This is a genomic window from Chryseobacterium sp. JV558 (assembly GCF_033712365.1).
In the GTDB taxonomy this organism is placed as follows: domain Bacteria; phylum Bacteroidota; class Bacteroidia; order Flavobacteriales; family Weeksellaceae; genus Chryseobacterium.
The window spans coordinates 61,709-77,494 of record NZ_WJHU01000007.1 but is presented as its reverse complement, the minus strand read 5'-3'; the positions used below and the strand labels follow the sequence as shown (position 1 = coordinate 77,494).

Below are 15,786 nucleotides of genomic sequence, written 5' to 3'. Positions count from 1 at the left end.
CGATTTTTTTTAACAGCATAATTTATTCACTTGCGAAGCAAAATTGACGATTCAATCTGGTATTAAATCAGTATAATTCACTTTATTTTATATTTAATTTTCACCTATTTATTAAAGAACCCAATTTCAGAATTTCTGAAATCGGGTTTTTATTTGTTTTTTAGAAACAGTTTCTAAAAGCTTTGATAGCTATTTTTATAAAAATCTGCATCCGGTTGCAGCTGGTTCACATGTCCAGTATGCTGGAACACCACCTTCAGCTTTATGACGGCAGGCAACAGTATTACCCTCACACTGTGGTGCATTTCCACCATTGATGTTCTTTAATGTCGATTTTGTTAATCTCTTTAGATTTTTCATATTGATTAGTTTGTTGATTCATACAAATATAATATTTTTTGAAAACTAAACAATACTTTGCACTAAAATGTGAAATATAATATTTCAGTAATATTGTAAAATAAACGCGCTCCCAGAATTTCCGGGAGCGCGTTTTTAACAGATTTAAATATCTAAAACTGCCCTTTAAAGGACAGAAATGATTTCTTACAAACCAATATTCTTGGTTGGTTTTAATTGCTTTAAGATGCTTTTTGGGATTGCATTTTTGTGAACAAGGATTGCTGTTGATTTGTATTCAACGTAAGGTCTTGTTACATAAATATATCCGGCGAAATCATTGGTTACTCCCCATGAATTTTTCACCATATAGTACTCTTTACCAGTCTGGTCTTTTGCCAAACCTACGATATGCATACCGTGATCATCCGTTGTAGAAAGATTGTTAAGTGCTTTCTGACGGATATCTTCAGTGATTGTTTTATCTTTTTTAGGCTCCGTAAACAAAGTTTGCTTGTTCTCTGCTGTGATCTGATCAAGATCCATATCAGGAACATACGCCACACCGTTTTTGTAAGAGAAATAAGGCTCGGAAACGTCAGTTGCCCAACCTACAGAATATCCTTTAGTTACTGCGTTATCAATGATTGCTGTAAGATCTTTCATCGGTACATTCCAGTCAGAATCGTGGCTCCAGTTGTCAGGAATCGGAACTACAAATTTCTGATAATAAGCATAGTCTTTGTAAGAAGATAACTCTACATAATCTTCAGCATCAATTCCTACCACTTCCTTTGCAAATGTTTTTGGAGTGTAGTTTTTTCCTTCATACGTAAAGTTAGCAGGTACTTTTCCTAAATACTCATCAAGAATAGCATCTACAGAATCCATCCAGTTATCTGTCAGTTTCCCTTTAGAAGAAGCTTGAACAAGACTGTCAAGAACCGGCTTCAGTTTTCCCTGCATTTCCTTGAAGTTGTTTGTAGTCTGTCCGGATTTTAATCCAGTATAAACATCCTGAGGAACTGCTCCATACTTTTTGTACATATTAATTACGTCGTGAAGTTCTCCTCCGTCACCCCAACTGATTGCTCCATTATTTAAAACATATAATTTAGCCTTATCATGATAAGAGTTTCTTGCTGTAAAAATTTCGGCAAGATCTACAGGTTTTTTGCCCATTCTCTGCATTTCAGATTCAAGGAATGAATTTCCTGAGTAGCTCCAGCAGGTTCCTGATGAACCCTGGTTCTTTACAGAAGTTGCGCCAACGTCTTTTAACGTTGTGAACTGAAAATTAGCATTTTGTGATTGGTTGTTTTTTAACTTATTGATTAAGTCATCTTGGGCAAACATCATACTTCCTGCAGACAAAACAAAAAGTAATGATGCAATTTTGGCATTTTTCATTACTATAAAAAGATTATTTATATTAAGAGTCGTTGATAATAGAGATTTGTTACAGAAGGAAAAGTTAAATTTGAAATGCAAAAAAAATGTTTTTTTTACTATTTTTCTAAAAAGTTGACCATGTTTCCAACCCCAGCAAAAGTTTCTGCATCTATAATGATATAACTCCTGACTATGGAACACAAATTATTACTAGAATGCCAGCGTAGCGACCGCAATGCACAGCGGAAGGTTTACGAGAAAATGGCGGGCAGGCTTTACGCAGTCTGCAGACGCTATTTGAAAAACGACGAAGATATAGAAGAAGTATTGGCCGATACATTCTATAAAATCTTCACAAAAATCACTCAGCTTCAGAACCCTGAAACCTTTGAAGCATGGGCGAGAAAAATTGCAGTGAATGAATGCCTGCAGAAATTAAGATCTAATAAAGGATTGTTGATTTCTCTGGAAGAGAATTTCATAGATCATTCTGAAGGGACAACGGACAACCTTTCTTTGGAAAAAGATATTCTGAGTTTACTGAATTTTCTCCCAGAGGGCTGCCGAGCAATCTTTAATCTTTTCGCTATTGAAGGATATCCTCATAAAGAAATAGCAACTATGCTTTCCATTAGTGAAGGGACTTCAAAATCACAGCTCAATTTTGCAAGGAAAAAGCTGCAGGAACTTTTAGTGAATCAAAACATTTAAACTTTTACAACAATGGAAAATAATCATATAGATCAACAATTCAATGAAGCTTCTAAGCTTTCAGAAGAGCCAACTGTTTTTCCTGGTTTTGAAAAAGTATGGGGAAAAATTGAAGAAAAATTAGATAAAAAAGAAGAAAAAAAGAGAGCCATTCCTATTTGGCTGCCGTATGGTATCGCCGCAAGTCTGGTCATTGGTTTAGGCGCTTTTTACTTTATCAATAAAAAAGAAATTGTAGAACCTTTACAACCTGTAATTGTAAAAAATACAACTTCAAGAGGACCAATTAACAAAACAGATATTGCAAAAATAGATAGTATAACAAAGGATAATCTCCAAAAAGAAAAGAAGATTGTTAAACCTGTAGAACATCTGGCTATCAATCCGGATCCTATCAAATACTCTGTGACAGTTCCTCCACCTCTGGCTTTACCAATTCCTGTACCTTCAGATCATGTGTATCAACCGGTAATCTCTGAATATTATACTGAAAGAGAAATCAATGCTGATAAAAAAGCAACTTATATTTCTTCCGGTCAGAGAAAAGACACCAATCAGGTTAAAAGTATTGAAGAGGTTGTTGTTACTGCCATGGGTATAAAAAGAAAAGTGGAATCTGTTACCTCATCAAGCACAGCTACGATTAATTCAGTAAATAATTTACCGGTTTATGCCTCATTACAGGGAAGTGCCCCAGGAATAAAGGTAAGTACTTCTTCAAGAAATAAAAGTACAGTTAACAGTATTAATCAAGGATTTCTTAGTAATAATAGCCCGATCCTGATCAGAGGAGCTGCTTCTATTTCACCAGCAAATGTCCCTTTATATGTAATTAACGGAGTATTGACAAAAGCTGATGACTTCAAAAATTTAGATCCTAACAGAATTGAAAGTATGAATGTCTTAAAAGGAGGCTCTGCTACGGCGATCTATGGAAGTAAGGCAGCAAATGGAGTAGTTGTGGTAACTACCAAAGATCTTTCAAGAAGGGAAAGAAAAAGAATGAAAAAACTTCAGGAAGCAATTAATAAGCAACAACAGGTTTCGCCAGTGACTCAGAATGATGAAAGCTATGATGCCTTTGTTGAAAATCCTTTTGAACTCACACGCAGCCAGCCTTTGTCTACTTTTTCTATTGATGTTGATAATGCTTCCTATTCCAATGTAAGAAGAATGATTAATAACGGACAGGCAGTTGATAAAAATGCTGTGAGAATCGAAGAAATGGTCAATTATTTTAAATATGAATATCCACAACCTCAAAATGGAGACCCTTTTTCAATTAATACCGAATACAGTGAATCTCCATGGAATCCGAAACATAAATTACTTAAAATAGGGCTTCAGGGAAAAAATATACCAATGGACAGGCTGCCTGCATCCAATTTTGTTTTCCTTATTGATGTTTCCGGTTCAATGAATGAAGAAAATAAGCTTCCGCTATTGAAATCTTCCTTTAAAGTTTTGCTGAACCAGCTCAGACCTAAAGATAAAGTAGGAATTGTAGTATATGCAGGGAGTGCAGGGATGGTTTTACCACCTACCTCAGCAGGAGAAAAAGATAAGATTATTGAAGCATTGGATCATCTACAGGCAGGTGGAAGTACAGCTGGTGGAGCAGGAATTGAATTGGCCTATAAACTGGCCCAGGAAAACTTTGTAAAGGATGGTAATAACCGTGTCATTATCGCAACAGACGGAGATTTCAATGTAGGAATGTCTTCAACCTCAGATCTTCAAACGCTGATTGAAGATAAAAGAAAATCAGGAGTTTTTCTTACCTGCCTTGGTTTTGGAATGGGCAATTACAAAGACAATACCCTGGAAACCCTTGCAGATAAAGGAAACGGAAATTATGCCTATATTGATAATATGCAGGAGGCGAATAAGTTTCTGGGAAAAGAATTTGCAGGAAGTATGTATGCCATAGCCAAAGATGTCAAGATTCAGATTGAATTTAATCCTGAATATGTAAAATCATATCGTCTTATCGGTTATGAGAACCGAAAACTGAAAAACGAAGACTTTGTCAATGATAAAATTGATGCCGGGGAACTTGGAAGCGGACATACTGTTACAGCTTTATATGAAGTGATTCCTGCAGATGTACAATCAGATTTTGTTCCCAAAGAAAGCGATTTGAAATATACTCAGAATACCTCATCGAAAGAATTTGGAGATGAACTGGCAACCATAAAATTCAGATATAAAAAACCAGATGGAGATACCAGCCGCGAGATCAGTAAGATTGTTAAAAATGATGACAGCAGGATATCTTCAGTGAGTCCGGACTTTAAATTTGCTTCATCCGTAGCATGGTTCGGTTTGGTACTCAGAAATTCGGAACTGATTACAAAAAAAGAACTTTCTGATATTGAGAAGCTGGCTAAAGAAGGCAAAAATAAAGATGAAGAAGGCTACCGATCAGAATTTTTAAGGTTGATAGAGAGTTATAAAACAATTCAAAAATAATTTTAGAAAGAGAGATTTCTTCGGAAATTTCTCTTCTTTATTTAAAAAATCGGTTTATCAAATATTTATTGATCAGTTTAAATTTATTTTAATAATTTCCTCCCGAAATTTGAAAAAGATGAGAAAAATTGTAATAACCATGCTAGGGCTTGTTGCATTGACAAGCTGTAAAACTCAAAAAAACACTGAAAAAGACAAAGGACCAAAGACTTATAGTGTCAGAAAAGATAAAGATCAGGACGGAATTCCTAATAAACTGGATAAATGTCCTGATATTGCCGGTCCGGTAGAAAATGAAGGATGTCCGTGGGTAGAATCGGATGGAGACGGTGTTATTGATAAAGATGATGCGTGCCCTACGGTGCCAGGACCTCCTGAAAATAATGGCTGCCCATGGCCGGATACAGATGGTGACGGTATTTTTGATAAAGATGATGCCTGCCCTACAGTCCCCGGAATGCCGGAATATAATGGCTGTCCACCAGCAAAAAAACCTACATCAATGATTGTATCAGAAAGTAGGTCACTAAGATATGAATCAGAGCAAGTTTATAATTTGCAGATTGGAGATAAAAAAAAGCTTCAAAAGCCTGCAAAAACCGATAAAAATATTGATTATAATAATGAGGAATATGCCGGATTGATAGAGAATGCATTTGAGCTTACCAGCCGCCAGCCTCTTTCTACTTTCTCTATTGATGTAGATAATGCTTCCTATTCCAATATCAGAAGAATGATCAAGTATGGAGATAGAGTTGATAAAAATGCAGTGAGGGTAGAGGAGATGGTTAATTATTTTAAATATGATTATCCACAGCCTGCAAACGGATACCCTTTTTCAATTAGTACCGAATATGGCAACTCTCCATGGAATCCAAAACACAAGCTGCTGAAAATAGGTCTTCAGGGGAAAAATATTCCGATGGATGGTCTGCCTGCATCCAATATTGTTTTTCTTATTGATGTTTCAGGTTCAATGAGTGAGGAAAACAAACTGCCATTGTTGAAGTCCTCTCTTAAAGTTTTACTGAAACAGCTCAGACCAAAAGACAAAGTAGGAATTGTAGTGTACGCAGGTAATGCAGGAGTGGTTCTGCCTCCAACTTCAGCAGGAGAAAAAGAAAAAATTATTAAAGCGTTGGATAATCTTCAGGCAGGAGGAAGCACAGCAGGAGGAGCAGGAATTGAATTGGCCTATAAACTGGCGAAGGAAAATTTTATCAAAGGAGGAAACAACAGAGTGGTTCTGGCAACAGATGGTGACTTTAATGTGGGCGCTACATCCAATACTGATATTGAAACCTTAATTACACAAAAAAGAAAAACAGGAATCTTCCTTACCTGTCTTGGCTATGGGATGGGCAACTATAAAGACAACACAATGGAAACCCTTGCAGATAAAGGAAACGGAAACTATGCCTATATCGATAATATGCAGGAGGCGAATAAGTTTTTAGGAAAAGAATTTGCAGGAAGCATGTATGCTATTGCTAAAGATGTCAAAATTCAGATTGAATTCAATCCTAAATTTGTAAAATCTTACCGTTTAATAGGCTATGAAAACAGGAAGCTGAGAAATGAAGACTTTGTCAATGATAAGATTGATGCAGGAGAATTGGGAAGCGGACATACAGTTACTGCACTATATGAGATTATTCCTGCAAATGTAGAATCAGAATTTATTCCTAAAGAAACTAAATTGAAATACTCTGAAACATCAGATACAAGGAAATTTGGAGATGAGCTGGCAACTGTGAAATTCAGATATAAAAAGCCTGATGGTAATAAAAGTATGGAGATCAGTAAAGTGATTAAAAAAGAAAATCCATCTGCCTCAATAAGTCCGGATTTTAAATTTGTATCTTCCGTAGCATGGTTCGGTTTGGTACTCAGAAATTCGGAACTGATTACAAAAAAAGATCTTTCTGATATTGAGAAACTGGCTAAAGAAGGTAAAAATAAAGATGAAGAAGGCTACCGCTCAGAATTTATAAAGCTGGTAGAGAGTTATAAAACAATTCAAAAATAATTAATAAAAAAGAAATTTCCACGGAAGTTTCTTTTTTTATATTTTTAAGCATACTAATCACCGATGAAAAAGAATTATTTGCTGTTGCTGCCGTTTACCATTACTTTATTACAGGCACAAAACTCACAATTATATTACTCTGGAAAATTTTTAACAACTAAAGATAAAGCACAGAACTTTTTAAAGGTTTCTAATAAAAACAGTGGAGTTTATGAACTGACTGATGAGGAAGGATTTGCAATTATTGCTGCCAAGCCTTATGATACCATCGCATGGAACCAGGGAAAAAATACGCATGTTATTTCTACCTATGAGCTCAGGGAATTAAAAACTATTCTGGAAAATCAGACAAGCAATAAAAATGTAGAAAATATCTACAGCAAAACATATGACAGTCTGGTTTCAAAAGAAACAAAGGATGATTTCAGCATTGAAAAAACGAAGACCAGGTTAAGTAAAAGATCTCATTCGTATTTTGATCAGATAAGAAAAGTAAAACAAAAGAATGACAGTATTTATATTGTCAAAAGACTCGATCAGAAAACATTACTTTTTAACGGAAGCTTTACCACATCCTTAGATATTAAAAACAGGAACGCTATTCCGGGAACTCAAAGCAAATATGTACAGGGAAGATCAGAAAACGGGAATCTTGTCTGGAAAGGCTCTGAAACCAATGAAATGTTCAGTTTTGGACCGGATATTTCTACATTAGGATTTGACGGGCTGGCTTATGAATACGACCGGAACGGAAGATTAATTCCGTGGGTTGATGGACTTCAACGAGCCCGAAAATATGATAACAGTCTTTTTAAAACAACAGTAGGATACAATAATCAGTTGAATGTAAATGCTTTTATAAAAGAAGGTAACAAAGAAAAAATCCGATTGTCTTTGAATGTTGGGCAGCAGAAGAACCAGATGTATTTTATAGATCAGTTTGATATTGCCAATACTTTTAAAGCTAAACTAAATACCGACCTAAGCGGATATTCCATTAATTTTGCTTTTAATTACGAAGAAGATAAAGGCACCAATACCAATAGAATAGGGCTGTTTAACAGAGCGTATCAGAATTCTTTGTTAACACCTGTTTCTTTTTCAAATGGACAAAATTCCCTTCTGAAAAATGGCTCACAGAGAAGTTACAGCAAAGAGGCAGACAATCCTTCATTTCTTTTTGAACAGGACAGCAAATACCGCTATCAGAACCGTGAAAGACAGTTGAGTTTTAATGTTGTTAAAAATTGGGATAAATTTAAACTGAATGTCAGCCAGTCTTATGAAAATAACAGCATCTGGAACAAAGATCAGTATAAGCCTTCTACTTCTGGTTTCAGCAACGGATTACTCAATGAAAGGATTCAAGAGAACAGCTTGTATCATTCCAACATATTAGGTTCCTATGCATTAGGGAATTATGATTTTAAAAATACGTTCAGCCTGAATTTTATTTTAAACGATAGAAAGTCGGATGTTTATAACAGTTTGACTCATCAGCAATACCTTTATCAGAGAACTTCGCAGGATCATATCTTTAATTACAATATGGATATTCGTGATTATGATTTTGAAGCAGGTCTTAATCTTGGAAATTCTTTTTATATCTCAAATACATCCCTGAAAAATAACTATTGGCTTCCCACAGCTAATTTCTATGTGAAATTTAATGACATTTTCAATTGGAATAATTACAGTTTTAAATTACTGGGAAGTTACACACAGTTGAGCTCAGAGCCAGAAATTACAAGATCATACGCTTCTTATGCCACAACTTTACTGAATGCTCAAAATTACAATCAATATTTCCCTATACAGGAAGCGGAAAGCTTCAGAGGTTTATCCAATATCAATACCAGGGAATTGAAAGTTGGTGCCAGACTTAACGTTGGCTATAATGTAAGCTTTGAAGGAGAATATTTCAATAGAAAAAATACAGATGATATATTTCCTGTTTTCGAAAACAATCAGCTGAGATTAAAAAATATAGCGGATCATACCTACAGCGGGTATGAATTCAATTTCGCCTATGACCGTTTGCGCTTGGGATACAACTTTTACAGCACCCATAAAGTTTCATTGTTTAAATATAAAGACATTGTAAACCGTATTGCTCCCGGCTATCAGAACCTGGCTGTTTCCGGATTTAAGGATATTTATAAAACATTGTCGGAGGGACAGGTTTTGGGAGCTGTCATGGGAAGCTACTTTGAAAGAAATGCTACCGGACAATTGATTATTGATGAGTTTGGATTCCCCAAAAAAGCAGACGGAATGAAAATTATAGCAGACCCCACTCCGGATTTTGTGATGAAATTCAACCATAATTTTGCCTATAAAAACTTCTCTTTAGATATCAATTGGGAATGGAAAAAAGGCGGCCAGCTCTGGAACGGGACACAGGCAGTTCTCGATTATTATGGACGTTCTTCCGAGTCAGGAGAAGACAGAAATATCAAAAACTATGTTTTTCAGGGTGTACATGCTAATGGAACGATAAACCAGATTCCTGTAGATTTCTATGATCCCAACCTGAATGTTCAGGAAAACCGATGGTCCAGATATGGTTACCTTGGTGTGGCAGAAAACTATATTCAAAAGGCAGATTACATAAGAATCAGCAATATTTCACTGTCTTCCAGTTTTCCGGTCAACTATGGAAAACAGAATCTTAAACTTACTTTTTATGTGAATAATCTAATGCTTTGGCAGGCCAATAAAGGAGCAGACCCCAATCAGAATTTTTATGATGCGGATAACGGAAGAGGACTTGATTTTTTCAACCTTCTGTCATTTAAAACATTTGGATGTATTGTTTCACTCAAATTTTAACCCATGAATTTCAAGTTTATATCACCCTATATCATCTTGCTGAGCTTAGTATTGTCAACGGTTTTTCTAAAAGCACAGCAGCCTTTTCAGAACTTTGAAAAAGAAAAGACCTACGTTCAGACCAACCATGTTTTTTATAAACCTGGTGAAGGAATGTACTTTAAAATATACGTTGTAAAAGGAAAAAACAACCTTCCGGTGGAAGACAGCAGAATCGTTAATTTTGAAATTATTGATCCCGCAGGAAGCGTTTTGAAAAAAATGAAATATGAAATTACCAATGGATATGCCCAGGGTTATTTCTATTTTGATGAAGAAATGAAAGGCGGAATTTATAAGATCAGAGCCTTTACCAACTGGATGCAGAATGAAGAAGGGAAAAATACCTTCGAGAAAGAAATTACCCTCCAGAAAATAGTATCTCCAAGAATATTAATGAAGCTGGATTTCCCTAAAAAAGGATATGGTGCGGGAGATGAGGTGACTGCTGACTTTTCGATGAGAAGTCTTAGTAACCTTCCCATTCCTTTTTATGAAGCGGATTATACAGTAATGATCAATGGAGAAACCGTTTCTGAAGGGAAACTTATCACCAATAAAGAAGGTAAAAATCAATTGATTTTCAAACTTCCTGAAGTATTGAAATCCTCTGATGCACTTTTGAATATTAAAGTGAATTTTGATGGATTTACAGAATCTATTTCAAGAAATATTCCCATTGTTCTGAATAATCTGGATGTGAAGTTTTTGCCTGAAGGAGGAACTTTTATCAATGGAATAGAACAAAATATTGCCTTTAAAATTCTGGATGAATTTGAAAAACCTGTTGATGCTGTTCTGGCTGTTTACAATCAGAATCATGAAAAAATAAAAGAAATTTCAGCCTATAATTTCGGGATGGGAAGCTTTCGTTTTACCGCTAAAAATGGAGAAACCTATTATGCAAAAGTAATAAAGCCCGAAAATAGTACCCAGACTTTTAATTTCCCGGCAGCAAAAGATGAAGGGTTGGTTTTAAATATTCAGAATGACAACAAAAAGCTGATTTTTACCATCATTTCAACCCAGGAAAAAATGATTACCCTGCAAGGAAGTTTCCGTGGAAAAGAAATGTATACCAAAGATCTTCTGTTAAAAAAAGGTAGCAACGCATTGGAAATTGATGAAAAAGACTTCCCGATAGGAATTTGCAGATTTACCGCTCTGGAAAACAATATTCCTCTTGCAGAGCGTGTTGTTTTTACCAATAAAGAAAATCGGTTGAATATAAAAGTTAAACCTGTAAAACAGCATTATCTGCCAAGGGAAAAAGTAATGCTGAATATAGAAACTAGCGATGAAAATGACAGACCTATTCCTGCCAATCTTGGGCTGAGTGTGGTGGATGATAAACTATGGACGTATGCTGACGATAAGCAGAATCATATCATTTCCTGGCTTCTGATGGACTCCGAGCTGAAAGGGAAAATTGAAAAACCACAGTTTTATTTCGATAAAAAAGAAGAAAAAGCCAATAAAAGCTTAGACCTTGTTATGCTGACAAACGGTTACAGATACTTCGAATTGATCCCTGAAGTTGTAAAGACCAATAAGTACAAGTATCTTCCTGAAAAGAAAAATACAATCTACGGAATTGTGGAAGATGAAAACAAAAAACCGGTGAAAGCAGATGTTTTCCTTTTGGATACAGATAACAAAAAAATCCTCAGACAGACTGTTGCTGAAAACGGGAAGTTTTATTTTTCAGACCTGAATGCAGAATATTCATATAAAATGATAGCCAGATCTTCTCAGCCTAAACATCAATTGAAAATCAGGATTCTGTCTTATAATTTGGATATTAACCCTTTAGTGAAGCAGAAGCTTTCCAATATTGATGTAGAAGAAATTGTAAAAGAGGCGGAAAGAAAAGAAGAGATAAAGACAGAAAACAGAAATAATACCGAAACATTGAGTAAACCCGGTCGATCAAGGAAAGATACTGTTCAAGATAAAAGGATTGAAGAAGTTGTTGTTTTGGGATACAGTTCGAAAAGAGAGAAAGCTGCAGTTAGTTCCACAACAATAACGTCTTCCTTGGAAATTCAAAATCCTGTTGTAACTTCTTTATTGAATGGGAAGGTTGCAGGAATAGCAGTTACGGTTGTCGGACAATCAGGAGCAGGAAAACAAATCAATATCAGAGGAACAGCATCCATCACCAATAAGAATCCATTATTTATCGTAGACGGTACTCCTGTAGAAAGTTTCAATACTATCATAAACCCGAATGATATCAGTAGTATTACCGTTCTCAAAGATGCTGTCGCTGCCGCTGTTTATGGAAGCAGGGCCGCAAACGGAGTTGTGATTATTAATTCATATAAAAACAACAGCTCAAATATTAGTTTTGATATTACCCCGAAATCTTATATTGCTGTTGAAGCAATACCTTATGGAAGGCTTATATCATATGCCGGATCAAGAGAATTTGCCTATCCGGAATATAAAACGACCAATACATCCTACCGTTTCGATTACCGAGAAGCACTGTATTGGAACCCTGTGGTAGAAACCGATAAAAATGGGAAAGCAAAAGTGGAATTTTATAATTCTGATGCCAATTCCACCTTTAGAATTATGACAGAGGGAATTGCTGGATCAGGACTTGTAGGAAATGATGAAACTACCTATGCTGCACAGAGCCTTATCTCAATAGATGCTAAAACTCCCCAGTATCTCACAAGAACAGATCAGATGACGATTCCTGTTGTGATTAAAAATAATTCTCCTGAAACACGGAAAATAACAATGAATGTTATTGTTCCCAATCATGTAAAACTGATCAATTCCGATAGCCTGATTACTCTGAAACCACTAGAATCAGGAAGATTATTTGTTAAAATACAGACAGACGAGATCGTAGATTCTAATATTCAATTTACCATAAGATCCGGGGACTTCAGGGAAACGATGATTCTTCCGTTTAAAGTAGAAGAGAAAGGATTCCCACATCAATTTTCGATCATCAATAACAAAACGGAAGATATTAAAATCAATATTCCGGAGTATATCAATGGAAGTCTGTACTCCTCATATTATGTATTTGAGAACACTGCTTTACAGATGTTTTCAGATATTGAACAGCTGAAGAAAGAGCCTTACGGATGCTTTGAACAGCTTTCCTCAACGGTATATCCTAATGTTTTTATTCTGGATTATTTAAAATCAAGTAAAAAAATAGATACAGCAACAGAGAATCTGGTCATTAAAAACATGAAAAAAGGTTTCCAGAAAATGCTGAGCTATAAAAATAAAGACGGAGGTTTCGGATATTTCAGCAGCGAAGAATCGGATGTGTCACTTTCTGCATTTGCATTATTGGAATTTACAGATTTAAAAAAGTATGTAAACCCTAATGCTAAGCTTATGCAGGGGCTTTCCTCATTCATTTTATCCAAAAAGAATGCAAACGGGTTATTTGAAGTAAGAAGAGGGTATGAATTAAAGGAAAAATATTCAGAATATTCCTGGTCGAGAAATATGTATATCGTATATGCTTTATCCAAACTGGGCTTTAAAAATGAAATAGAAGATTCCTTTACAGTAATGATGAAAAGAGCTTTGGCTACAAAAGATACCTATCAGCTGGCTTTACTTGCCAATACTGCGGCTCATCTCGGAAAACAAAGAGAATATGATGATCTGATGAAGCTGCTGGACAAGCAGTATGAAATGAAGAATGTAGAATCTAACATCACTTTTACAGGCTCATGGGGAAGGTCTGCGGATGCAGAAACCCTCTCGTTATACATTATGGCACTTCAGAAAGAGGAGAAACTGAATCAGTTGAAAATCGCAGAAGCTGCTGATCAGCTTATTAATTTAAACGGATATTATGGGTTCGGTTCTACACAGGCAACAACGCTGGCAATACAGGCATTGTCTGATTTTTACTCCAAAAATCAAAAGCTTTACGGTAATGAAAGACCGGTTATCACCATCAATAAAGCAAATACTTATCCCAATATCAGTCTTTCATCAGCGTATAAAGCTGGAGAAAACAAGATCAATATTCATTATCCAGCCAAAAATGGGCTGCCTTATAAACTGGAATATCAATATTATACATTGCAGGCTCCGGAAAGCAAAGATATTCCTCTTACCCTGGAAACAAAACTTAAATCCGCAGTGTCCAGAGTAGGAGAGACCAACAGAATGATAATTACTGTTAAAAATAAAATCAACGGACAGCTTCCAATGACCATAGCGAAGATTGGTATTCCTGCAGGTTTGACCTTGCAAAATGCCTTACTAAAAGATCTGATTGATAAAAAGCAGATTTCCTATTATGAAATATTTGATAATTATCTGGTGCTTTACTGGGAACATTTCAACGCAGAGGAAACGAAAACAATCAATCTGGATCTCAAAGTAGAATTTGCAGGAACATATACTGGTAAATCAAGCAATGTGTATCTCTATTATATGCCTGAAGCCAAATATTGGAATCAGGGAATAGCGACGAATATAGAACCTTAATTTTAATTTTTTATCAACCGAAACAGGCATTCTCAAGGGTGTCTGTTTTATTTTAAAAATTAATTTTCAATAATTATTGAAAATTCAAAAAATATAATTACATTTGTAATAGAAATCTAAAAGAAAACAAAATGCAACTTTCAGAAGCAAAAGAAAAATACATTCAGACCTGGGGAACATTTGCTACCAATTGGGGGATCAACCGTACAATGGCACAGGTGCATGCACTACTTTTGGCAAGTGGAAGAGCGCTTTCTACTGATGAAGTAATGGAACAGCTGGAGATTTCAAGAGGCAATGCCAATATGAATCTTCGCGCACTGATAGACTGGGGTATTGTGAAAAAGGAATTTGTGAAAGGGGACCGTAAAGAATATTTTGTTGCAGAAAAAGATGTCTGGTATCTCTTCAAACAAATTACCAAAGAACGCAGAAAGCGAGAAATAGAACCTGTAATTTCTTTTCTTGAAGAATTAAAGAATATTGAGGATAAAGACTCAGAAGAAGCTCAGGAATTTATCAAACTGATGAACGACTTCAGTTCGGTAACCGGAAAGATCAATAATATTATGGATCTGGCGATCAAAAGTGATGATCACTGGCTGGTAGGAAAGATTACCAATCTGTTGAAATAAAGAAATTGAAAGAGGATGAAAATCCTTTTTTATTTCGAATTAATTTTCAATAATTACTGAAAATATAAAATTTATAAAATGTTCAATATTATTTCTTATATAATTTTCCTAAGTATCAGTTCATATATCACAATTGATGTTGGTAGAAGATGTTACCATGAAGGAAAGGCCTATTTGAAATACTTACTCCATGATGAAGGTCTTTGTCTGACAATTAACAGGATACTTCTTGGTTGTTATTATCTCTTGAATCTCGGTTTCATTGCAATTAATCTTACAATATGGAACAAAATAAACAGTCTGGAAGAAATGATAACCATTACTGCAACAAGAGTTGGAAGTATCATTTTAATCCTTTGTATACTGCATTATATGAACATTTTCATCCTTTACTTTTTGAGAAATAAATTAACATTAAAATAATACTATTATGGCAACTACAGTTTTAACCGCAACGTATAACTTTTCAGCGTATATGATTTATCTACCTATTGTAATTACTCTTACAGTATTGGTTTCTCAGTTTTTATTTAAAAATTCAAAAACTTTTATGATTGATATTTTTCATCAGAAAAAGGATATTGCTATGGCAACAAATTCCCTTTTTAAAATAGGGTTTTATCTTTTAAATATTGGATTTGCCTTATGTATTATTGAGTTTTTTCAAATAGAAACAATGGAAAGATTAGTTGTTGCTCTAAGTAAGAAGATTGGAGGATTTTCAATTTATCTTGGAGTGATGATGCTATTGAACTTACTATTATTCCTGAAAGGTCGTAAACATGCAATCAGAAAAGAAAAAATGTCTGCCGAAGAAAAGTAGTTTTTATTTGAAATTATTTTTCAAAAATTACT

General features: G+C 35.1%; 9 protein-coding genes. 7 read left to right on the top strand and 2 right to left on the bottom strand.

Annotated elements, in window-relative coordinates; translation table 11 throughout:
* Positions 1-195: 195 nt before the first annotated feature.
* Both GFU89_RS19875 and GFU89_RS19870 read right to left on the bottom strand, forming a co-directional pair.
* A complete protein-coding gene (locus GFU89_RS19875; RefSeq protein ID WP_318848782.1) occupies positions 196-360 on the bottom strand; it encodes a bacteriocin-like protein in 165 nt (54 codons plus the stop codon).
* A 186-nt stretch (positions 361-546) separates the two neighbouring features.
* Complete coding sequence (locus tag GFU89_RS19870; protein WP_318848781.1) at positions 547-1,749, bottom strand: aminopeptidase C; 1,203 nt, start codon at positions 1,747-1,749, stop codon at positions 547-549.
* A gap of 174 nt (positions 1,750-1,923) precedes the next feature.
* Between GFU89_RS19870 and GFU89_RS19865 the strand changes: the two genes are divergently transcribed.
* From GFU89_RS19865 to GFU89_RS19835, 7 genes are all read left to right on the top strand, one after another.
* Positions 1,924-2,442, top strand: a complete 519-nt coding sequence (locus tag GFU89_RS19865) for a sigma-70 family RNA polymerase sigma factor (RefSeq protein WP_318848780.1) — start codon at positions 1,924-1,926, stop codon at positions 2,440-2,442.
* 12 nt (positions 2,443-2,454) lie between these two features.
* On the top strand, positions 2,455-4,914 hold the full coding sequence (locus GFU89_RS19860) for a vWA domain-containing protein (protein WP_318848779.1): 2,460 nt from the start codon (positions 2,455-2,457) through the stop codon (positions 4,912-4,914).
* A gap of 118 nt (positions 4,915-5,032) precedes the next feature.
* Positions 5,033-6,943 carry a VWA domain-containing protein gene (locus GFU89_RS19855; RefSeq protein ID WP_318848778.1) on the top strand — a complete coding sequence of 637 codons (1,911 nt, stop codon included), beginning with the start codon at positions 5,033-5,035 and terminating at the stop codon, positions 6,941-6,943.
* Between the two features lie 63 nt (positions 6,944-7,006).
* Complete coding sequence (locus GFU89_RS19850; protein WP_318848777.1) at positions 7,007-9,775, top strand: hypothetical protein; 2,769 nt, start codon at positions 7,007-7,009, stop codon at positions 9,773-9,775.
* A gap of 3 nt (positions 9,776-9,778) precedes the next feature.
* Positions 9,779-14,296, top strand: a complete 4,518-nt coding sequence (locus GFU89_RS19845; protein ID WP_318848776.1) for a TonB-dependent receptor plug domain-containing protein — start codon at positions 9,779-9,781, stop codon at positions 14,294-14,296.
* A 131-nt stretch (positions 14,297-14,427) separates the two neighbouring features.
* A complete protein-coding gene (locus tag GFU89_RS19840; protein ID WP_318848775.1) occupies positions 14,428-14,931 on the top strand; it encodes a transcriptional regulator in 504 nt (167 codons plus the stop codon).
* A gap of 430 nt (positions 14,932-15,361) precedes the next feature.
* The gene (locus GFU89_RS19835; protein WP_318848774.1) at positions 15,362-15,754 is read left to right on the top strand and encodes a hypothetical protein; all 393 of its coding nucleotides are present in this window, start codon (positions 15,362-15,364) and stop codon (positions 15,752-15,754) included.
* Positions 15,755-15,786 lie beyond the last annotated feature (32 nt).